Annotated in this window: 18 protein-coding genes; 8 read left to right on the top strand and 10 right to left on the bottom strand. The window is 51.3% G+C overall.

What is annotated here, in order from left to right; all coding sequences use genetic code 11:
* Window positions 1–154: 154 nt before the first annotated feature.
* The 7 genes from guaA to BOW52_RS01225 all read right to left on the bottom strand — a co-directional run bounded on the left by guaA (window position 155) and on the right by BOW52_RS01225 (window position 7797).
* The gene (guaA, locus tag BOW52_RS01255; RefSeq protein WP_078482262.1) at window positions 155–1732 is read right to left on the bottom strand and encodes a glutamine-hydrolyzing GMP synthase; all 1578 of its coding nucleotides are present in this window, start codon (window positions 1730–1732) and stop codon (window positions 155–157) included.
* 198 nt (window positions 1733–1930) lie between these two features.
* Complete coding sequence (locus BOW52_RS01250; RefSeq protein WP_078482261.1) at window positions 1931–3289, bottom strand: HD domain-containing phosphohydrolase; 1359 nt, start codon at window positions 3287–3289, stop codon at window positions 1931–1933.
* Between the two features lie 14 nt (window positions 3290–3303).
* Window positions 3304–5637: a PAS domain-containing protein gene (locus tag BOW52_RS01245; protein WP_078482260.1), complete on the bottom strand. Its 2334-nt coding sequence runs from the start codon at window positions 5635–5637 to the stop codon at window positions 3304–3306.
* A 111-nt stretch (window positions 5638–5748) separates the two neighbouring features.
* Entirely contained in the window at window positions 5749–6039 is a 291-nt protein-coding gene (locus tag BOW52_RS01240; protein WP_078482259.1) for a response regulator, read from the bottom strand.
* Window positions 6040–6079: 40 nt separating this feature from the next.
* Window positions 6080–6388, bottom strand: a complete 309-nt coding sequence (locus BOW52_RS01235; protein WP_135621910.1) for an HDOD domain-containing protein — start codon at window positions 6386–6388, stop codon at window positions 6080–6082.
* Entirely contained in the window at window positions 6324–6926 is a 603-nt protein-coding gene (locus BOW52_RS01230; RefSeq protein ID WP_078482257.1) for an HDOD domain-containing protein, read from the bottom strand. Before BOW52_RS01230 ends, BOW52_RS01235 begins: the two co-directional genes overlap by 65 nt.
* A gap of 1 nt (window position 6927) precedes the next feature.
* Entirely contained in the window at window positions 6928–7797 is an 870-nt protein-coding gene (locus tag BOW52_RS01225; protein WP_236725597.1) for a response regulator, read from the bottom strand.
* Window positions 7798–8241: 444 nt separating this feature from the next.
* On the opposite strand from BOW52_RS01225, the gene BOW52_RS01220 reads away from it, so the two are divergent.
* The 7 genes from BOW52_RS01220 (at window position 8242) to BOW52_RS01190 (ending at window position 14726) form a co-directional block, all read left to right on the top strand.
* Window positions 8242–10638: a diguanylate cyclase domain-containing protein gene (locus BOW52_RS01220; RefSeq protein WP_172840050.1), complete on the top strand. Its 2397-nt coding sequence runs from the start codon at window positions 8242–8244 to the stop codon at window positions 10636–10638.
* Window positions 10562–11107: an EAL domain-containing protein gene (locus tag BOW52_RS01215; protein WP_078482254.1), complete on the top strand. Its 546-nt coding sequence runs from the start codon at window positions 10562–10564 to the stop codon at window positions 11105–11107. Before BOW52_RS01220 ends, BOW52_RS01215 begins: the two co-directional genes overlap by 77 nt.
* A 20-nt stretch (window positions 11108–11127) precedes the next feature.
* Window positions 11128–11355, top strand: a complete 228-nt coding sequence (locus tag BOW52_RS01210; protein ID WP_078482253.1) for an EAL domain-containing protein — start codon at window positions 11128–11130, stop codon at window positions 11353–11355.
* 45 nt (window positions 11356–11400) lie between these two features.
* Window positions 11401–12243 carry a deoxyribonuclease IV gene (nfo, locus tag BOW52_RS01205; protein WP_078482252.1) on the top strand — a complete coding sequence of 281 codons (843 nt, stop codon included), beginning with the start codon at window positions 11401–11403 and terminating at the stop codon, window positions 12241–12243.
* 12 nt (window positions 12244–12255) lie between these two features.
* Window positions 12256–12984, top strand: coding sequence for a carboxy-S-adenosyl-L-methionine synthase CmoA (gene cmoA / locus BOW52_RS01200; RefSeq protein ID WP_078482251.1), 729 nt, complete (start codon window positions 12256–12258; stop codon window positions 12982–12984).
* Window positions 12981–13955, top strand: coding sequence for a tRNA 5-methoxyuridine(34)/uridine 5-oxyacetic acid(34) synthase CmoB (gene cmoB, locus BOW52_RS01195; protein ID WP_078482250.1), 975 nt, complete (start codon window positions 12981–12983; stop codon window positions 13953–13955). Before cmoA ends, cmoB begins: the two co-directional genes overlap by 4 nt.
* Before the next feature lie 363 nt (window positions 13956–14318).
* Window positions 14319–14726, top strand: coding sequence for a DUF411 domain-containing protein (locus BOW52_RS01190; RefSeq protein WP_078482249.1), 408 nt, complete (start codon window positions 14319–14321; stop codon window positions 14724–14726).
* 124 nt (window positions 14727–14850) lie between these two features.
* Here BOW52_RS01190 and BOW52_RS01185 read toward each other — a convergent pair whose 3' ends face one another.
* Genes BOW52_RS01185 through rluC form a run of 3 tightly spaced genes read right to left on the bottom strand, consistent with a single transcriptional unit; the run spans window position 14851 to window position 17479 of the window.
* Entirely contained in the window at window positions 14851–15819 is a 969-nt protein-coding gene (locus tag BOW52_RS01185; RefSeq protein WP_078482248.1) for a S49 family peptidase, read from the bottom strand.
* 42 nt (window positions 15820–15861) lie between these two features.
* Window positions 15862–16530, bottom strand: a complete 669-nt coding sequence (locus tag BOW52_RS01180; protein ID WP_078482247.1) for an HAD family hydrolase — start codon at window positions 16528–16530, stop codon at window positions 15862–15864.
* Complete coding sequence (gene rluC, locus BOW52_RS01175) at window positions 16523–17479, bottom strand: 23S rRNA pseudouridine(955/2504/2580) synthase RluC (protein WP_078482246.1); 957 nt, start codon at window positions 17477–17479, stop codon at window positions 16523–16525. Before rluC ends, BOW52_RS01180 begins: the two co-directional genes overlap by 8 nt.
* 642 nt (window positions 17480–18121) lie before the next feature.
* Between rluC and rne the strand changes: the two genes are divergently transcribed.
* The gene (gene rne / locus BOW52_RS01170) at window positions 18122–20770 is read left to right on the top strand and encodes a ribonuclease E (protein ID WP_078482245.1); all 2649 of its coding nucleotides are present in this window, start codon (window positions 18122–18124) and stop codon (window positions 20768–20770) included.
* Window positions 20771–20841: the final 71 nt, after the last annotated feature.

The raw sequence follows: 20841 nt of genomic DNA, 5'->3' as shown, positions 1-20841 counted from the left end.
TCGGGGCGCCGTAGGCATAAACGGTCGCGTTAAGTATTTGCCGCTTGCTTGGGCTTGGACGCCCAAAACAAGCTTCCGCAAAAATAGCGACTCCCCGGGTATGTTGCGCTTCAGCCGGGGAAAACCCTAAGCACGCTTAGGGTTCCCGACCAAGCTACTCCCACTCGATGGTGCCTGGGGGTTTGCCGGTAATGTCATAAACCACGCGGGAGATACCTGATACCTCATTAACAATGCGGCGACAGACATGATCGAGGAAATCGTAGGGCAGATGGGCCCAGCGGGCGGTCATGAAGTCGATGGTTTCAACCGCGCGTAGTGCCACCACATATTGATAGCGACGACCATCACCGGTCACGCCAACCGATTTAACCGGCAGGAAGACGGTAAAGGCCTGAGAGGTCTTGTGGTAGAGATCGTTCTTCAGCAGCTCTTCGATGAAGATGTGATCAGCCAGACGCAGGATGTCGGCGTACTCCTTTTTCACCTCTCCAAGAATTCGTACACCCAGCCCTGGTCCTGGGAAGGGGTGGCGATAGACCATGTCGTAGGGGAGTCCCAGCTCAACGCCAAGCTTGCGCACCTCATCCTTGAACAGCTCACGCAGAGGTTCACACAGTTTGAGGTTCATCCAGTCGGGTAATCCACCAACGTTGTGGTGTGACTTGATCAGGTGCGCCTTACCGCTCTTGGCCCCCGCTGACTCGATCACATCGGGGTAGATGGTGCCCTGTGCCAGCCACTTGGCGTTAGAGAGCTTACTCGACTCCTCCTCGAAGATTTCCACAAAGAGGTTGCCGATGATTTTGCGTTTCGCCTCAGGGTCGCTCTCACCGCTCAGCGCATCAAGGAAGCGCTGCTCGGCATCGACACGGATAACCTTCACACCCATGTGCTCGGCGAAGGTAGCCATTACCTGATCACCCTCTTGGTGGCGCAGCAAACCGTTATCAACAAACACGCAGGTGAGCTGATCGCCGATGGCACGGTGTAACAGTGCTGCGACCACGGAGGAGTCAACACCGCCAGAGAGGCCGAGAATCACCTCGTCACTGCCGACCATCTCTCGAACGTGACTGATCTGATCATCGATAATGTTGCCAGACGTCCAGAGTCCTTCGCAGCCGCAGATCTGGTGTACAAAGCGCTCAAGAATACGCTGTCCCTGGTTGGTATGGGTCACCTCGGGATGGAACTGCACACCGTAGAAATGACGTGCTTCATCAGCAATACCCGCAACTGGGGCCGAGTCAGTAGAGGCCATCAGCTTGAAGCCGGGGGCCATCTCAATCACGCGGTCACCGTGACTCATCCAGACATCAAGTAGTCCGTAACCCTCGTCGGAGGTGTGATCCTCGATATCCTTGAGCAGCGCGGTGTGGCCGCGGGCGCGGACCTGAGCATAGCCATACTCATGGTGATCTGCGTTCTCCACCTTACCACCGAGCTGCATGGTCATGGTCTGCATGCCGTAACAGATACCAAGAACCGGGATTTCCATATCAAACACACAACTCGGGGCCTGAGGTGCATCCTCAGTCGTGGTCGACTCGGGGCCGCCAGAGAGGATGATTCCGTTGGGATTGAAGGCACGAATATCGGCCTCCCCCATATCGTAGGCGTGCAGTTCGCAGTAGACCCCCGCCTCACGAACGCGGCGGGCAATGAGCTGGGTGTACTGGGAACCAAAGTCTAGAATCAGGATTCGTTGGGCGTGGATATCGGTCGACATACTGCGCGTCTCTCTGTAATGCGGTTAAAGCGAAGCAGTATACATTAGGGCAACACGCTCTCACCAACTCCAGAGAGCGGTCTCCGCCATCGCATCGCAATTCAACCAAAGGAAGGAGCCAATGCTTTTACATTTATAAAAAACAAGTTAACAATACACACCCATATCAGAGGTCACAGCCCTTAATTATTAGCAAGACTAATCACCCGCTGGTCGAATTAACATATCAATGCGCTCTCCCGTTGACTGCTCCAGCTTTCTAAGACGAGCTATTAGATCATCGGTTAACACATGACCTCTTGAAAGCAGCAAGACCTTGTCATTAATAAAGAGGTCACTGGCGAGGACCATGCCGCTATTACACTCACTGGGGGTCAGCTTCAGGAAGTTCGCGCTATCTTCCTCCTCAACTCGCTTATCAAGCAGCCCCTGCATATCGAGCCAAAGGTCGACCATCTCAGGATCATAGAGCCTTCCCCGTCCACGGGTAATGTACTCACGCGCCTCAACTGCGGAGAGTCGCTGAGTCGAGAGCATGCCACTCTGCAGTGCGTCGTAATCATTGACCAGAGCCAGGATCCTAGCGCCTAAGGGAATTTTCTTACCCTTGAGCTTATCCGGGTAGCCGTTGCCATCAAACTGTTCATGGTGACTGCGGATTAGTTTCCCAGCATCTTGCAGATGATCGAGACTCAACATCAGCCCCTCACCGACCATGGGGTGTTTCATCACCTCCACCTTATCCGTGCTCGAGAGTGCATTGTACGGCTTCCCCATCAAACGATCGGGCAGTCCAATCTTGCCAATATCGTGCAGTAGTGCTGCAAAAAGTACCTGTCGCGCATCGTCCTCACTCATATCGCACTTCTTAGCCAGTGCATGCGCCTGCTCCGCGACACGCCGCGAGTGTCCAGCCACACTGCCCTCACGCATCTCGATGATATTAGAGAAGACCTTGACCGAATTGAGATAACTTCCTTTCAGTGTCTCGTGGGATACCTCTAACATTCCCATGGCCTGCCTCAACTCTTCGGTACGTGCCTTAACCCTATCTTCAAGGCTTGCATTCAGGCTCTGCAGCTCTTCATTCTGATTTTTCGTCAGTTTTAATAGGCGTTTGTGGTCTTGCTCGAGAAATTTCTGTTTCAGTGCATATTTCACTCCCAGGGTGATGTCGTTATCTTCCCAGGGTTTACTAAAGTATTTATATATTTTTCCCTGATTGATCGCAGATATAGTCGACTCCATATCGGCATATCCGGTCAGAAGAATTCGCACGGTGTCGGGCCAGCGTTCCGCTGCCTTAGCGAGAAAGGTTGCACCATCCATCACCGGCATTCTCATGTCTGAGACCACCAGATCAACACTGTTCTGTTCAAGTACAGCAAGCCCCTCCTCACCATTGTTTGCAGTCAGTATCTTGTAACCTAACGGACGAAACAGACGGCGTAAGGATGAGACGATATTAGGCTCATCATCAACAAACAGCAGCGTGGCTGACTGCAAAACCGGCACATCGTCTGTCACGAAATCGTTACTACCAACAAGATCATTCATCTATTTATACAGCCCTAACATTGATCAACCGTCTTCGACTCACTCTGCTTGACAGGTAACCAGATCCGGAACTCAGTTCCCTTATCAACCTGACTCTCTACAGTAATCGTTCCACCGTGTTTCTGAACAATATTATAGGAGAGCGACATGCCGAGCCCTGTACCCTCGCCAACCGGTTTGGTTGTATAGAAGGGATCGAAAATTCGTGCCTGCGTCTGATCATCCATCCCTTTACCGTCGTCTTCAATCACAATCAAAACCCCATCCCGATCAGTCGTTGTATGGATGGTGATCACACCTCGCTTCTCGATAGCGTGTGCCGCATTCACCAGGATATTCATAAAGACCTGATTGAGCTGCGCGATAATGCATTCGATCTGTGGAAGGTAGCCATAATCCTTAATAACTTCTGCCTTATATTTTAGCTCGTTGTGGACAATATTCAGCGTACTATCGAGTCCTTTATGTAGGTCTGCCCACTGCCACTCGACCTCATTAACGTGGGAGAAGTCTTTTAGATCCTGAACGATCTGCTTAACGCGTCTAACCCCCTCTTCGGACTCATCCAGAAGATCAACGAGGTCCTTTTTCAGATAATCAATGTCAACTTGCTCTTTTACTGCCTTGATCGCCTCAACTATGATTTCATCATCAATCTTGAGTTCTCCCCGTTCGTACAGCTCTAATAGCCTGAACAGGTCGGCCAGATATTCGCGCAGAGTGCCGATATTTGATGTGACATAACCGACAGGGTTATTAATCTCGTGTGCCACACCCGCAGCAAGCTGACCAATACTCGCCATCTTTTCTGACTGTAACAGCTGGCTTTGAGCATCATGCAGCATCTCATTAGCTTGCTGCAGTTCAGCAATCGTTTTAGCCAGATAACCCTCTGACTTTTTGCGCTCTGTAATGTCTTGAATCACACCTAACATGCGAACAACGTCACCAGACACATCACGAACAACATCTCCAACAACATGTACCCAACGCCGGGTTCCATCATGCAATATGACTCTCATCTCGTAGTCATGTCGAACCCCATCTTTTTGCGCCTTTTCAAGACCGTCGTAAACAAGTTTTCTATCGTCTGGGTGAACAAGACTGGCGTAGTCTTCCACCGCCACATAACGCGCGACCTGTGGATACCCAAGTATAAATGCGGTTAGATCGGAACAATAGACACTATTAGCCCTTACATTAAGATCCCAGTCCATCGTGCCAATATTGGCAAAAACCAGACTTAAACGAAGCCTTTCCTCACTGAGGATTAGATCATCTTGTGCCAACTGCAGTAAGTCGAGTAACCGTCGCTCCTCCACCTTCTCTGCCTTTAACTCCTCTAGCGCCTTTATACGTTCAGATATATCGGTGTGAGAGCCCGTGAGCCGTACAGAACCCCCTTCTTTGGAACGACCAGCCAATCCACGACAGTGGATCCATACATAGCTTCCATCCTTTCCTTTCAGACGATATTCAATTTCAAACTGTTCGCGTTCACCCTCCATATAGGTAGCCCAGATAGAGAGAAACCGGCCAAGATCGTTGGTGTGAACTAGATCGCGCCAATCGTCAAAACCATTTCCCATGTCATCATCCGCATATCCAAGCATCTCTTTCCAGCGCCTCGAAAAGTAGATCTCGTTAGATGCAAGATCCCAGTCCCAGATACCATCGTTGGTTCCTTTCACAGCCAACGAGAAGCGTTCACGGCTCCTCTCCAATACACATTCCGACTCACGACGTTCTTTGTCATACCGCCTCACAACAACCACCACAAAATAGAGAGAGACAAAACCAACCAACACACAGAACATAAGAATTGCAGATACCTCTCGACGCAACTTATAGGTTCGAGACTTATAAGCACTAATCAGCTCATTGCTAGCGTTGGTTAAACGGGAGGTGTTTTCTTTGAGAATTTGGTAAGAATTTTCTCTTTCGATCTCTGAGAGGGATGGCATTACGATGTTATCAACAACTGGTCTTGTCTCTTTCCATATGGCTTTGAGTGCAAACAAATAGGGCCGCACCGTGCCTGGCACACGAGCCATCTCAACTAATTCATTAACCACACCTCCGCTCTCGAGAACATTCAGCGTCAACTCATACTCTTCAACCAAATCCAGCAACTTTCCTCGTTGACCTGCATGCTCCATAACAACGACCATATGTGCCGTTGTAAAGATCTGCTGAGAGAGCATGCGCTGGCTTCCTGCGAGATCGATGAAGTCAGCGTCGTTTTCGGTGTTGTCCAGAAACATATAAAAAATCCACAACGCAAGCAGGACACCTATGCCTGGCAGTAGAAACAGCAAAACAACTGATCTTGTTATATTGTTTTTCATAATATACTGATTCCCTGCCAGATCTTATACGAGCTAATATTCTTTAATTCTGCTAATAATTATCTGTTTCATTGCGTTTCGTGACTCGACATCATTCAGAGCATCTAACATCTACTCAGGAAATTGATGATAGATCTCCAACACACCATCCATATCTTCAAAAAATAGGTTAAGTAGATCAGGATCCAACTGCTTTCCCGCATTCCTACGCATCGTACTGACCACCTGATCGACAAGTAGGATCAGGTCGATTGACTCATTAACGACAATCTCCAGACCCTGCTGACCATTATCGGCCTCCAGAAATCGGTATCCCTGTCGCCTTAGCAGGCGTTTCACGGCACTACGATTAGGTTTTTCATCCTCTACTAAAAGGATAGTTAAGGTCTGTTCTTTATCCATGCATCTCTCTCAGATTGAGCAATCAACATGTGGGCATCAGTCAGCCTGTCACAAACTCCGATGAGGCAGCTTCAAGCTCAGCAATAATCGTTGTAGTGAAGAGATTCTCAACATCCTCCACCTGCATGCCAACATGCGACAATATCTGCGGCTGCAAATCTGGTACAACATTGTCACCACAATCACCAATACCAAACCTTCGCGCCATGACATCCGCGACGTTAACTACCGCTGCCAACTTCGGATTGCTGCTTAATTCTGGTTCGTGATGAAACTCAATCGCCTCAACGAGGCTTTCGGGCATTTTCCAGTGCGCGGCAAGCCTTGCACCGATTACTGAATCGGTCAAATGAGAGTACCTTTAACTCCGCCTCTCTTAATAAGATGTTGGTCTCACTGCAGCAGGACAACACCTCTCGATATTCACGACTGTAGTAGATATCAAACACCATCTTTCCGACATCGTGTAGTAGACCGGACGTAAAGGCCTCGCCCTCTTCAACACCTGCATATTTTGACAGCACCTTTGCGGCACCTGCCACTCCTGCGGAGTGGTGCCATAATCCGGAGATATCAAGACCACTTCCACGACCGCTCTTGAGGTTACTGATTACACCCAGCGAAGTGACAATATTTCGCGTGGTATGCAGTCCCAAAATCATGCACGCCTGTTTCAGGCTGGATATCTTCCCCCCAAAACCATAGAAGGCTGAATTGGCTACGGCCAGCACGCGTGCGGTTAGTGCCGGATCCTGACAGATCTTCTTCTCAAGCGCTGCGAACGAGACGTGATCGTGACCGAACAGCGCCGTCACCTCTCTGACCGCCTCTGGAAGCGGTGGAAACTCAAGGATCTCACGCTCCACTTTTTTTAATTCGATCGCCATATTAGCGCCCAATTGATCCTCCTACGCTGTGCAGTTGTGCCTTAGGATTTTCAATCAGAACCAGAATCGATCCACGGCCATCCGATGCCTCACCAATTCGACAACAGTAGGCCGAAACAGAACTCATCTCACCAAGTTGGAGATGGGTTGGCACTGGGTGATCCACTCGCTCATCTCGAGCAAATAATTTTATCAATTCTGCTGGCATCACATCACTCACCGACTGTCCAACCATCCCACTCGGTCTAGATAGCAGCTGATTTGCCTTTACATTCGCGACTGCAATCGTGCCATCGTCACCGATTCCCATTACAGCTACCGGAAGTTTCTCCAATATCTCCTGAGTGACATCTAGCGCACGCAGATTGATTTGTAGAGTCTCCATCTGCTCCTCAACATCTCGCAGAAGCTCTCGGTTCTTCCCCTCAAGTAGTTCATTGGCGTGTTTCAGCTCAGCAGCCAGACGAACATTCTCACTGGCAAGCTCCTGATGCTGAAAGGCATCTTTTATGTTTTCTCTCAGCAGGTCGTCTTCCCAGGGTTTACTGAGAAAGCGGTAGATTGAGCCATGATTTATGGCATTGGTGACTGAGGAGAGATCAGTATAACCACTTAAAACCATCCGCACGGTCTCTGGATAGAGCTTTCGCACCTCGGCTAAAAACTCAGAGCCCGACATCCCTGGCATGCGCTGATCAGATAGGAGCACGCCAACATCATGCTCCCTCAATATATCAAGACCTGCCTTACCACTATCAGCCGTCAGTATTTTGTATCCATCACGTCGCAGTAGTCGAACCAAGGCTCGGAGGATATTCTCCTCATCGTCGACCAGTAGTAATGTCCTCCCCATAGGGCTCTCCGAGTTCATCAAGCTACTCCGCCAAGTATAGTCAATCAACGGGCTATCACTAGCCGAAATCTGACGTTAAGAACTGTTCTTGTTATTAACAATCTCGCCACAGCTGTTGTAGCGAATACCCGACACAATTAATAATATATTTACAACGACTTATACCACTAAATTAATGTGCACTCTTACCACTATTTTTTGTGTAGTTTTATTGACTACAGCCTTGTAGGTGTAACGACCACGCCTACTAGAGAGACAAGCTGACAAGGGTCATCAAAGCGCATCGTATTGGTGCACCCAGAGAACACGGGACGAAACAGACAAATCCTTATCTCAAACCAGTTCTCGTAACGGTTCTAAGCCACTGTTATTGGTGTAGTATAAGCGTCTAAACTTGCTTCACCCGCTACGCTTACAGGCAATGGAATGCACCAGACAGAACGACATAGGCCGAGTTGCAGCGTGAAATCTTCACTAATCATTCTATTAACCCTCATCACTCTCAGCGCAGCCGCCGAACCACTGCAATTGAGTGATAAGGAGCGCTCCTGGCTCAACAACCATCCAGTCATTAGCATCGGCATTGACCCCGATTGGGCACCCTTTGAATACCGTGACCAGCGGGGCAACTACAGTGGCATGGCGGCAGATTTTATGGCGCTATTACAACAACGACTCGGGGTTAAGATTGAAGCGGCTCGGATAGATAGTTGGTCAGGTGTCATCAAGGCAGCCAAAGATCAGCGCATTGATGGTCTCGCTGCCGCCATGAAGTCCGAGCAACGCAGCCGTTATCTCAGCTTCACCTCCCCCTACCTCAACTTTCCGATGGTCATCCTGACCCGCGTTGATGCACCGTTCCTTGGCGGGATAGATAGCCTGGGAGACATCACCGTCGCGGTGGTCGACGGTTATGTTAGTCATGATTTAATGGAGTCAAACCACCCTGAGCTCCGTCTCGTCCCCTACAAAACTATTCGTGAAGCACTGGACGCCCTCTCGGTGGGAGAGATCGGAGCCTTTATCGGCAATCTCGCCTCGGCTAGTTACGCTATCAATCAGCTTGGCCTCACCAATCTCAAAGTAGCTGCCCACACACCCTACGAATTTGAGCTTGGCATCGGTGTCCGAAAGGATTGGCCAGAACTGCGTTCCATTCTGGAGAAGGGTCTAGCGAGCATTAACGAAGAGGAACGCAAAACAATTATGCGACGCTGGATTCAGCTACAGGTTGATAAAGGCTTCAATCTGCACGAGATCCTGATCGTCGCAATACCCATAGGTTCTGGCATCTTTGTGATTTTACTTGTGGTCGTAATCTGGAACCGACGTCTACAGAAAGAGATCATTGATCGTCAACAGGTTGAAAAGCAACTACGTGAAAGCGAAGAGCAGCTTCTAAGCTCCCAGGCTATTGCTCACATTGGCACATGGGATGTTGACCTCTCTTCAATGACAATGCGTTGGAGCGATGAGTGCTTTGCCATACACGGTACATCCGCTGACGCATACCTACCGGCCTTCGGTACATACAGGGAATTTGTCGTCGATGAAGATCGCGAACTCTTCATGCTCCGAACAGCAGCGGTGATGAAAGGAGAAAAACATGAGGATTCGATCGAATATCGAATCAAACGTCCCGATGGAACAATTCGTCTGCTCAAGGCCTATGGCCAGCTTTTCCTTAATGAGAATAAACAACCGCACCGTTTTATCGGTGTGGTACATGACATCACCGATATTAAGATGACCGAGCAGGCGCTGCGCGACAAATCTCAAACCTTGCAGTCGATACTCGACAACGCACCGATCGGTATCTGGTATCAAAACCGTGACGGCCATCCGCTGTTTGTAAACCAGGACTTTTGTAATGCCCTTGGCGTTCCTGAGTCGAAATTTCTTTCCGCCAACCACTACAGCGCGCTGTTTGATGATGAGGTAATGCAACACAGCATCATCACCGATGCAGAGGCGTTATCGCTGCCTGGGCCTCACAGTTCGAGTGAAAAGATAAAATTCCGTGATGGTGAACTTCACGACCTGGAACTCACCAAGATTCGCACCACTGACGAAAAAAACAACGTCACCGGATTGATCGGTCTGAGCATCGATGTCACCGAAAAACGCAAAAACGAGGCACTTCTTCGCAAGCAGGCCTACTTCGATGAGCTAACCGGGCTGCCGAACCGTACTCAACTGATGCAGCAGCTCAACAAGTCACTTTCACAGGCGCGTCGTCACGATGTTTATTCAGCCCTGCTCTTCTTTGACCTCGACAATTTCAAGATCATTAACGATTCACTCGGTCACCACGCCGGTGACGAATTACTGATCGAAATCGGTGAGCGACTGAAAAATATCGTGCGTGAGGAGGATACCGTCGCCCGCCTCGGTGGTGATGAGTTTGTCATTATCGCCAGCGAGCTGGAGCGCGATCCTCAGGTCTCTGCTGATCAGGCGCAACAGGTGGCCCTCAAAGTCCAGGAAATTCTGCAGCAGCCCTTTATGCTCAGCGAGCACGAACACCATCTCACCTTCAGTATTGGTATCAGCATGTTTCCGATCGAAAACGAGGATATCAACGACATCCTCAAGCATGCAGATACCGCTATGTACCGCGCCAAAGAGCTGGGTAAAAACCGTATCAGCTTCTTCCTGCCCAGTATGCAGCAGGCTGCTGAAGAGCGTCTCTACCTGCAAAACCAGCTTCGCCAGGCGGCTGAAAAGGGAGAGCTGGAGTTAGTCTACCAACCGCAGTTCAATAGTGACCATCAGCTGATCGGTGCCGAGAGCCTGCTGCGCTGGAATCACCCTGAGATGGGGGGGCATCTCTCCCGCTCGATTTATCCCGCTCGCTGAGGAGTCGGGACTAATTATCGATATCGGCATCTGGGTCCTGCGTGAAGCCTGTCACAACCTCAAACAGTGGAATAGAGAGCAGGAGCGCCTGCCGATGATCTCAGTCAACGTCAGTCCACGCCAGTTCCACCAGAGTGATTTTGTCGACCAGATCAAGTCAATCATCAAAGAGAGCGAGATCGATCCACGCCTGTTGGAGCTGGAGCTCACTGAAGGAATACTGGTCGAGAATGCCACCGAGGTCTCGGCGAAGATGCAGACACTCAAGCGTATGGGCGTACGCTTTGCCATCGATGACTTCGGCACCGGCTACTCCTCACTGGCCTACCTCAAACGGATGCCTCTAGACCGGCTTAAGATCGACCAATCCTTTGCCGGGGAGTCGCTATTTTTGCGGAAGCTTGTTCTTCGTCGTTCGCTCCCGCTCTCAACTACGAATAGGCAGACGGCGTCGACTATCGCGGACTAACCGCCTTCGCTTCGCTATCCATGGCGGTCAGCGTACGTGATATCACTACTGACACCAGCGATGCTCTGATCGTCGAGACCATTATCTCCATGGCGAGTCATCTCGAATTAGAGGTTATCGCGGAGGGGGTAGAGTACGAAAATGAGTTAAATTTCCTGCGTGACAAGGGGTGTCTCAACTATCAGGGCTACTACTTCAGCAAGCCCCTCTCTCGCGCTGACTTTGATCAGCTACTCAATGAGAGCTAAAGTAGCCTCCATTTTTCAGCAATAGTTTCAATTCGGAGTCCATTCGTGAAATATATCGGAGCCCATGTGAGCGCCAGCGGCGGTGTTGAGAATGCACCGCTTAATGCCGAGAAGATCGGAGCAAAGGCCTTTGCCCTCTTCACCAAGAACCAGCGTCAGTGGAAGGCCAAGCCTCTCACTGAGAAGAGCATCAACGCCTTCAAAGAGAACCTCGACAAAGTCGGTATCGCCCCCGAGCATGTACTGCCGCACGACAGCTACCTGATCAACCTGGGCCACGCCGAACCTGAAGCGCTAACCAAGTCGCGCGACGCCTTTCTTGATGAGATGCAACGCTGCGAACAGCTCGGACTCAAACTGCTCAATTTCCACCCCGGCGCCCACCTGGGAAAGATCAGCGAAGAGCAGAGCCTTGCCATCGTCTCAGAGTCGATCAACGTCACACTGGAACAGTCAAACGATGTCGTGGCCGTAATTGAAAACACCGCCGGTCAGGGCACCACACTCGGCTACAGCTTCGACCATCTCGCTGCGATCATTGATGGCGTTGAGGATAAGTCACGTGTTGGTGTCTGTCTCGATACCTGTCACACCTTCACCGCCGGTTACGACCTGCGTACCGAAGAGGCGTGTGAGAAGACCTTTAACGAATTCGACAAACTGGTCGGTTTTAAATATCTACGCGGCATGCACCTCAATGACTCCAAACCAGAACTCGGTTCACGTGTCGATCGCCACCACAGCCTTGGTATGGGTCACATCGGCTGGGAGTGTTTCCGCTACATCATGAACAACGATAACTTCAATGATATTCCTATGGTTCTGGAGACGATCGATGACACCATCTGGGATCAGGAGATTCGCGAGCTCTACGCCCTTGAGGCCTGACAGCTACCGCTCATGAGTCAGCGCGACGCTATATTTAACCAACCGCAATCGATGATCGTCGACTTTCAATTCGACGAGAATGTCGCTTCGGTCTTTCCCGATATGATTCGCCGCTCGGTCCCTGGCTATGGGGAGATTATTGCCCTGCTCGGCCTCTTCGCCGAGCAGTACGTTACCGATGGCAGCAAGATCTACGATCTCGGCTGCTCGCTCGGAGCAGCGACACTTTCACTCCGTCGACGTATCAAGGCGAGTGACTGTCGAATCATCGCCATTGATAACTCTGAGGCGATGACCGAACGATGCCATGAGAATGTTGATCATGATCTGGCTGCGACACCGGTGGAGATTCACTGTGCCGACATTCGTCAAGTCGAGATCAACAATGCCTCACTGGTAGTGATTAACTTCACCCTGCAGTTCCTCCCCCCAGATGAGCGACTTGAGCTGTTACAGAAGATCCACCGGGGACTCAACCCGGGCGGCGTTCTGGTTCTATCCGAAAAGCTCCATTTCAATGAGAGCGAGATTGCACGTTTTCATGAACAGATGCATATCGCCTTTAAACGCGCCAACGGCTACTCGGAGCTTGAGATCAGTCAAAAACGCGCCGCACTGGAACAGGTATTGATTCCTGACACCTTTGAGCTTCACCAACAGCGACTTTCTACGGCAGGCTTTAGTTGCAGCGAGCAGTGGTTTCAAGCCTTTAACTTCACCTCTCTGATTGCCTTCAAATGAATTTTTCACCGTTCGGTTATGAACACCTGTTTGCGTGGATGGCAGACTCATCACTTGCGCACTGGCTCGATAGCGTGCCACAGAAGTCTGAGGATAAATTAGCCCGTCACGGTGACCTGCCACGCTGGTTGGCCGCACTGGAGGCGCTACCCAAACTCTCCCCTTCACACATCGATCTGAGCAAAGCCTGTATCGAGATCGGTTACGGCAATGAGTTGACTGAAGCGACTCGAAAGGAGATTCGCGAAACGTTGCTGGCATTCCATCCATGGCGCAAAGGTCCCTTCTGCCCCTACGGCATCCATATCGACACCGAGTGGCGCTCGGACTGGAAGTGGGCGCGCATTGAGGATGCAATCGACCTCAAAGAAAAAACCGTGCTTGATGTCGGCTCCGGCAACGGCTATTACGGTTGGCGCATGCTGGGTGCCGGGGCCGAGCGAGTGATCGGCATCGATCCAACCATCAGTTACGTGATGCAGTACACCGCCATGCGCCATTTTATTGGTGAACGGGCAATGCACATATTACCGCTTAAACTTGACGAGATACCCGAAGGCAACAAGAGCTTCGACACTGTCTTTTCGATGGGCGTTATCTATCATCGCAAAGATCACATGGAACACATCGAGCAACTCATACAGCACCTTAAACCAGGCGGCCAGTTAATCATTGAGGGACTGGTAATTGAATGTCATCAAGGTGAGTTGCTCCACCCCAACGGACGTTACGCCAAGATGAAAAACGTCCACACTCTACCCTCCCCTGCCACATTGATGTTATGGCTGGAGAAGGCTGGGCTCTCAAACATAGAGCTCATTGATGTCAGTCCCACCACGGCTGATGAGCAGCGTCGTACCGAGTGGATGCACTTTGAATCGATGGCCAACTATCTCGATCCAGACAATCCAAACAAAACCGTAGAGGGCCATCCAGCACCAATTCGTGCCATCGTTTCCGCCTCGCTTTAATCATACAAATACCCTTGCTCACATCACGGCAGATTTATTCCAATTCCAAATCGTATATACCCTAATTGACAAAAACATCCGATCGGTAGATGTTGGTCAATATGCTTCAATTAATGAACAAGATAGTCACCACCACCGATTATCAGCAGTCACACATGTGTGATTTTTTCTCCACACAAAGGGTTGATAGAGCTGCAATACGTATCTCTTACAGCTCCACCACAGACTCTAACCATTTCGACATACTTCTACCTATCTGAAGGTAACCCCGTCGACTCGAGGAACAGACATGAATCGGAACAAAGCTTCACGCATTTTTTTCTATGTTTTATTCAAATTAATATCATTATTGTTGCGACAGTAATGTTTCTTCTCTCTTCGTCACTACTCACCACAGCAGAGGCCACAGAAATCAACATCTACAATAGTCCAAGCTGTGGTTGCTGTTACGGCTGGTCTGCACATATGGAAAATAATGGCTATACCGTCACCAGCCACAACCAGCACAATATGCAGCCGATAAAAAATGTGCTTGGCATACCGACTGAAGTCCAGTCGTGTCATACGGCCAAGATTGGAGGCTATATTATTGAAGGGCATGTGCCCGCGAGCGACATCAAACGTTTGTTAGTAGAGCGTCCAGAGATTCGCGGACTCGCCGTACCAGGAATGCCGATGGGCTCTCCTGGCATGGAGGGCAGTAGAAAAGATGCCTATAACGTAGTCACCATTGAGAAAAACGGAGAGAGCCGTATATACGCCAGCCACTAGCAATCGATGGAGCTAGTCGACTATGTTTCTGAATATAGGCTCATCAACAGGTGAGGCGCATTATAAAAAAGCCACGATAGAGACGGTCTCTATCGTGGCCTAGTTGGACTACTTATAACGAGTTCTACTGAAGCTTCAGACCACCTACCTGATTAGTGATGGCATTAGCCATAGAGCTTCCAAGACGATCACTGAAGCGCTTTAACAGCGTCTCCTTGGGTGTGAAGTCAACAATATCTGCCTCGCCAATCACCTCGCGTGCCACATAACCCGCGCTACCAAGCTTATCAACCAGTCCCATCTCAACCGCTTGAGCACCGGTCCAGAGTAGACCCGAGAAGAGTTTATCGTTCTCTTTCAGACGCTCACCGCGCCCCGTTTTCACCGTGTCGATAAACTGACCGTGAATATCGGTCAGTAGTGTCTCTATATGAGCCACCTCATCCTCATTCTCAGGAGAGAAGGGATCGAGGAAACCTTTATGCTCGCCAGCAGTATAGAGTCGGCGTTCAACACCAAGATTGTCGAGCGTGTTCACAAAACCAAAGCCGTTCATGATCACACCGATCGATCCAACAATGCTCGCCTTGTCAGCGTAAATCTCATCTGCAGCTACGGCAACGTAATAGCCTCCCGAGGCACAGATATCGGAAATAACCGCATAGAAGGGAGTATCGGGGTACTTCTCGCGTAGGCGCACGATCTCATCGTTGATATAACCCGACTGTACCGGGCTGCCACCGGGACTGTTGATACGCAGAATCACACCGGCGGTGTTCTCATCCTCGAAGGCATCACGCAGTCCGGTGACGATGTTGTCGGCACTCGCCTTGCTACCCGCCGCGATCACACCCTCTAGCTCTACCAGAGCGGTATGCTTCTCGTCTTTTAGCGTAGCGCCCTCCTGCAACGATGGTACCGAGAGGAACAGTAGCCCCACCAGATAGAGCACCAACAATAGTTTGAAGAAGATCCCCCAGCGTCTGGCACGTCGCTGCTCATTGATCGATGCAAAGGCGAGACGATTGAGCAGATCCCGCTCCCACCCCTCACTATTCTGATCCGCCACGTTCTTCTCGATCTTGTTAAACATTAGCTTTCCTTGAAATCAATATTTTAGAAATTGGATTGTTTCTCAGGCACTCTTACTCAGCTCATCAGAGAGCCACGAATGGAGATCGGCAACACGATCGAGGCATCCGAGTGGATTATGGCTCACCAGTCGATCACAGCTGTGAACACCATGACTGACGCCCACCGAGCCGACTCCGGCACGGTTAGCCATGTCTAGATCGAACTCGCTATCGCCAATCATCAACGTCTGCTCAGGCAGACAGTCAAGTTCGTTCATAATTTGTTCCAGCATCAACGGGTGGGGCTTTGAACGGGTTTCATCAGAACAGCGTGTGGTGTGAAAGTGCGCGCCCATGCCGGTCTCATTGAGTACTTTATCGAGACCTGTTCGTCCCTTACCTGTCGCCACGGCCAGCAGATAGCCACTAGAGCGGAGCTGCTCAAGCAGAATATCAACATCGTCAAAGAGATCAGCCACCGTCACATCGGCAGAGAGGAAATGGTGTCGATAGCGATCAGCCATCACCTGCGCAAATTCAGGTTCACGACCGGGATAGAGCGTCTCGACCGCTTCATGCAGCCCTAGACCAATAATGTCCCTGATCTGTTGACCTGTACGCGGCTCTAATTCGAGATCGCCGATGGCGGCCCTCATGCAGTAGAGGATCTGGTCAACGGAGTCCATCAAGGTTCCGTCCCAGTCAAATATTAGAAGTTTGTAACTATTCATCGTCATTGAGTCTATCAACCAGCTGCTGTAGTTCACCATCCAGTGGTGCTTCGATTGTGATCGGCTTCTCATCATCACCGAGCGTAAAACTCAGTCTGTAGGCGTGCAGAAAGAGTCGTTTAAGCCCCCGCTCACGCAATGCACCATTAAACGTCTCATCGCCATACTTCGTATCACCCGCGATAGGGTGGCCCACATGGGCGGCGTGGACCCTGATTTGATGGGTACGACCGGTTCCCAGTTCAACCTCTACCAGGCTAGCCCTCTGCATAATCTGCCGCGGGATAAAGCGACTATCGGCCGCCTTGCCCTGCGGATCGACCCGTACCACCCGCTCACCACTCTTGAGGCTATTTTTCAGTAGCGGTGCATCGATCTTCCGTGCCCCACCCCGCCACCGTCCCATTAGCAGGGCCAGATAACGTTTATCGATGCCACCCGTGCGCATTAGCTCATGGAGTCGGCGCAGCGCTGAGCGCTTCTTCGCGATCAGCAGACAGCCTGAAGTCTCACGATCGAGCCGGTGTACCAGCTCCAGATAAGGGGCATCGGGTCGTATTGCGCGTAGCGCTTCAATCACACCGAAACTAAGACCACTGCCCCCATGAACCGCCATGCCGCTCGGTTTGTTGAGCACCAGCACCCGCTTATCTTCGAACAGCACACGTCCTTCGAGCCAGTCGAGACTTCCCGGTTTGATCTTCGTCTCGCCCTCTTTACTGCTAGTTCGAATAGGCGGAATACGCACAATATCACCGACGTTCAGACGATATGTCGGCTTGATGCGGCCTTTATTAACTCGCACCTCACCCTTGCGCAGGATTCGGTATATACGGCTTTTGGGTACTCCCTTGAGCTCACGCAACAGATAATTGTCGATGCGCTGCCCCGCCTCCTCCTCGGAAACGGTCTGCTCTCGGACTCGATTATGGACAACCTCGCTATTCATCGCGCCGATAATAGCAGCTTCAACCCTCCCATTTCATCGGAATATTAGAAATCTTTCGCTGACCGCCATGGATAGCGAAGCGAAGGCGGTTAGTGGGGCGCCGTAGGCATAAACGGTCGCGTTAAGTATTTGCCGCTTGCTTGGGCTTGGATGCCCAAAACAAGCTTCCGCAAAAATAGCGACTCCCCGGAATTTACACAATAGCTTAGAGATACCCCCATCCATTGATGCCCTTTCATATCGCTGATATAGTGGGTCGCGTTTGTTCTAAAAGCCCTAGACCAGCACGCCAACCAAGGCGCGGTCTTCAGCCAAGACAAGCTTTCCCGGATTGGGTCCTGCACAAGCTTTTATCAGGTGCCGGTTCCAATCCATCAACAAGGTGATTCGGAACACCAAAAAATTCGTAACCGAGAATGATATCCGCCCATGCCAGAAGGCATCGGCAACAAACTATATATATGTACAGCTACGCTCCCCTATTTATCGCACTGCTCCACCGGCTAGGGCTCTTTATTGAGACCGGCATCGCTACGCATTGTCATCGGGTCGACGAGATCGTCCCAGTGCTGCCGTGTCACGAAGCCCCAAGCCTGAGAAGCCTGCGCCTGAACAGGGTTGAGCATCTAAGAGATCCTGAATATGAAACGATTACTGGTGAATGCCACGCAGCCCGAAGAGCTGCGCGTGGCCATCGTGGATGGCCAACGTCTTTACGACCTCGATATCGAGACCGCAACAAGGGAACAGAAAAAATCGAATATCTACAAGGGTAGAGTTACCCGAGTAGAGCCCAGCCTTGAGGCTGCGTTTATCGATTACGGCGCTGAGCGCCACGGCTTCCTCCCCCTCAAAGAGATCGCACGCAGCTACTTCGCTGAAGAAGCCACCTCGGGTGGTGGGCGCGTCAACATTAAGGATGCGATCAAAGAGGGGCAGGAAGTTGTTGTCCAGATCGAAAAAGAGGAGCGCGGCAACAAGGGCGCTGCGCTAACTACCTTTATTAGTCTTGCGGGCCGTTTTCTGGTCCTGATGCCCAACAATCCCCGTGCGGGCGGTGTCTCACGCCGTATCGAAGGTGAGGATCGCAGCGAACTGCGCGATGCGATGAGTCAGCTTGAAATTCCAGAAGGAATGGGACTGATCGTGCGCACCGCCGGTGTTGGACGTTCTGCCGAGGAGCTGCAGTGGGACCTCGACTACCTGATCAATCTCTGGACTGCGATCGAGAAGGCCGCTTCTGAGCGCGCCGCCTCATTCCTGATCTATCAGGAGAGCAACGTCATTATCCGCGCGCTGCGTGACAACATGCGTGGTGATGTGGGTGAGATTCTGGTCGACGACCAGGCCACCTACGACGAGGCACATGAGTTCATGTCCCACGTCATGCCGAACAACCTCTCCAAACTCAAGCTCTATCAGAATGCCGTCCCCCTCTTCACGCGCTATCAGATCGAGTCACAGATCGAGACCGCCTTCAATCGTGAGGTTCGTCTCCCTTCGGGCGGCTCCATCGTCATCGACCCGACCGAGGCACTGATCTCTATCGATATCAACTCGGCTCGCGCCACCAAAGGTAGCGATATCGAGGAGACGGCCCTCAATACTAACGTCGAAGCGGCCGATGAGATCGCCCGTCAGCTACGACTGCGCGATATTGGCGGCCTGATCGTTATCGACTTCATCGACATGAGCCCAACCCGTAACCAACGTGAGGTTGAGAATCGCCTCCGTGACGCACTGAAGATGGACCGCGCACGCGTGCAGGTCGGTCGTATCTCACGCTTCGGTCTGCTGGAGATGTCACGTCAACGTCTGCGCCCCTCACTGGGTGAATCGAGTCAGGATGTCTGCCCGCGCTGTAGCGGTCAGGGTACGGTACGTGGCGTTGAATCACTGGCTCTCGCGGTGCTGAGACTCTTTGAAGAGAACGCGATGAAGGAGAAGACCGGGCAGTTACAGGCGCAGCTACCAGTCGACGTTGCCACCTTCCTGCTCAATGAGAAGCGTGATGCAATCAGCACTGTTGAAAAGCGTTACGGCGTTGCATTACTGATTATTCCTAATCCCAATATGCAGACACCACAGTACGAGGTGACCCGCATCCGCAGCCACGAGATGCCTGAGCAGAGCGATGCTAGCTATAAAATGGCAACCGCTGCTGAAGAGGAGGCCCCGGTCGCCAAGCGAGTCGAGGAGAAGGTCACTCTCGAAGAGCCTGCAGTCAAACGAATCAATCAGACAGCACCCAAACCAGAAGCGAAGAAGATCGAACCTGTCGAACAACCGAGCAGCCCCGGCATTATTCGTCGTCTCTTCTCCAACCTCTTCTCACCCGCCAAACCCGAGGTAAAAGAGGAAGAGGAGAAGAAGAGTCGCCCAAGCAGAAATCGTGGCGGCCGACGTAACTCAGGCCGAGGCGAAGGTGATTCTGGACGCGGCCAGCAGCGCAACCGCGGCCAGGGTGGCAATCGTAACAAGGGTGACGAGAAGCGTGGCCAGGGTAAACCGCAAGGACAGAGGGATAACAAGGAGAAGCAGAGCGCGAAGAAAGTAGAGAGCGCCGATGGCCAGCCAAAAAATGACGCACAGAACGAAGCTCGTCCACAGAAGGAGGGCTCCGGCTCACGTCGTGGTCGTCGCGGAGGACGTCGTCGTCGTGGCGGTGGTGGAAACACCCAGAACAAGAACGAAGAGAACAGCCAGAGCAGCGAGAACAGTAACGAGCAGCCACAACAATCGTCGAATAAACCTGCCGACACTGAGAAACCAGCTCGCGACAATAAACCCAAGCGTAACGACAGCGCCCCTGCTCCGGAATCAAAGCAGGAAGTAAAGAGCGAAACACCTGCTGCCGCAACGGTGAAGAGTGAAAAACCGGCTGAGAAGCACGTGCAGACTGCACCCGCTCAGGCACCAGCAGCTAGTGAGAGTAAGACGCAGAGCAGCAGTGAAAAGCGTGATGAGAAACCGAAGGAGCAGGCACCACAGCCAAAGGCCGCCGAGAAACCAGCTCCAACGGAATCGAAACCTGAGGTAGCTCCAGCAAAACCAAAGCAGGAGAGTGAAAAACCTAAACCTGCCGCTGAAGCGCCGAAGGTAAGCACTCCAAAGAGTGAAGCTCCAAAGGCCGACACACCTAAAGCTGACACTCCCAAGAGCACGACACCTAAGGCTGAGCCAGTTCAGAGTGAAGCACCAAAGGCAGAGACAGCCAAGAGTGAGAAACCAGCTGTTGCACCTTCCCCTTCTGCAGCACCGACATCAGGCAGAGATAAGGGCGAAGCTTAACCTCAGTTAGTAACCGAAAACAAAAAAGCCCGCGTTAAACCTAACGCGGGCTTTTTTTATCTCAATAATTG

Origin of the sequence: Solemya pervernicosa gill symbiont (assembly GCF_002020875.1) — a bacterium.
GTDB lineage: Bacteria > Pseudomonadota > Gammaproteobacteria.
This window is presented reverse-complemented; position numbering and strand designations above follow the sequence as displayed.

What these genes read in the sequence shown, in the direction of transcription:
- guaA (WP_078482262.1), bottom strand. Translation starts at nt 1,732, where the DNA reads ATGTCGACCGATATCCACGCCCAACGAATCCTGATTCTAGACTTTGGT.
- BOW52_RS01250 (WP_078482261.1), bottom strand. Translation starts at nt 3,289, where the DNA reads ATGAATGATCTTGTTGGTAGTAACGATTTCGTGACAGACGATGTGCCG.
- BOW52_RS01245 (WP_078482260.1), bottom strand. Translation starts at nt 5,637, where the DNA reads ATGAAAAACAATATAACAAGATCAGTTGTTTTGCTGTTTCTACTGCCA.
- BOW52_RS01240 (WP_078482259.1), bottom strand. Translation starts at nt 6,039, where the DNA reads ATGGATAAAGAACAGACCTTAACTATCCTTTTAGTAGAGGATGAAAAA.
- BOW52_RS01230 (WP_078482257.1), bottom strand. Translation starts at nt 6,926, where the DNA reads ATGGCGATCGAATTAAAAAAAGTGGAGCGTGAGATCCTTGAGTTTCCA.
- BOW52_RS01225 (WP_236725597.1), bottom strand. Translation starts at nt 7,797, where the DNA reads ATGAACTCGGAGAGCCCTATGGGGAGGACATTACTACTGGTCGACGAT.
- BOW52_RS01210 (WP_078482253.1), top strand. Translation starts at nt 11,128, where the DNA reads ATGGCGGTCAGCGTACGTGATATCACTACTGACACCAGCGATGCTCTG.
- cmoA (WP_078482251.1), top strand. Translation starts at nt 12,256, where the DNA reads ATGAGTCAGCGCGACGCTATATTTAACCAACCGCAATCGATGATCGTC.
- cmoB (WP_078482250.1), top strand. Translation starts at nt 12,981, where the DNA reads ATGAATTTTTCACCGTTCGGTTATGAACACCTGTTTGCGTGGATGGCA.
- BOW52_RS01190 (WP_078482249.1), top strand. Translation starts at nt 14,319, where the DNA reads ATGTTTCTTCTCTCTTCGTCACTACTCACCACAGCAGAGGCCACAGAA.
- BOW52_RS01185 (WP_078482248.1), bottom strand. Translation starts at nt 15,819, where the DNA reads ATGTTTAACAAGATCGAGAAGAACGTGGCGGATCAGAATAGTGAGGGG.
- BOW52_RS01180 (WP_078482247.1), bottom strand. Translation starts at nt 16,530, where the DNA reads ATGAATAGTTACAAACTTCTAATATTTGACTGGGACGGAACCTTGATG.
- rluC (WP_078482246.1), bottom strand. Translation starts at nt 17,479, where the DNA reads ATGAATAGCGAGGTTGTCCATAATCGAGTCCGAGAGCAGACCGTTTCC.
- rne (WP_078482245.1), top strand. Translation starts at nt 18,122, where the DNA reads ATGAAACGATTACTGGTGAATGCCACGCAGCCCGAAGAGCTGCGCGTG.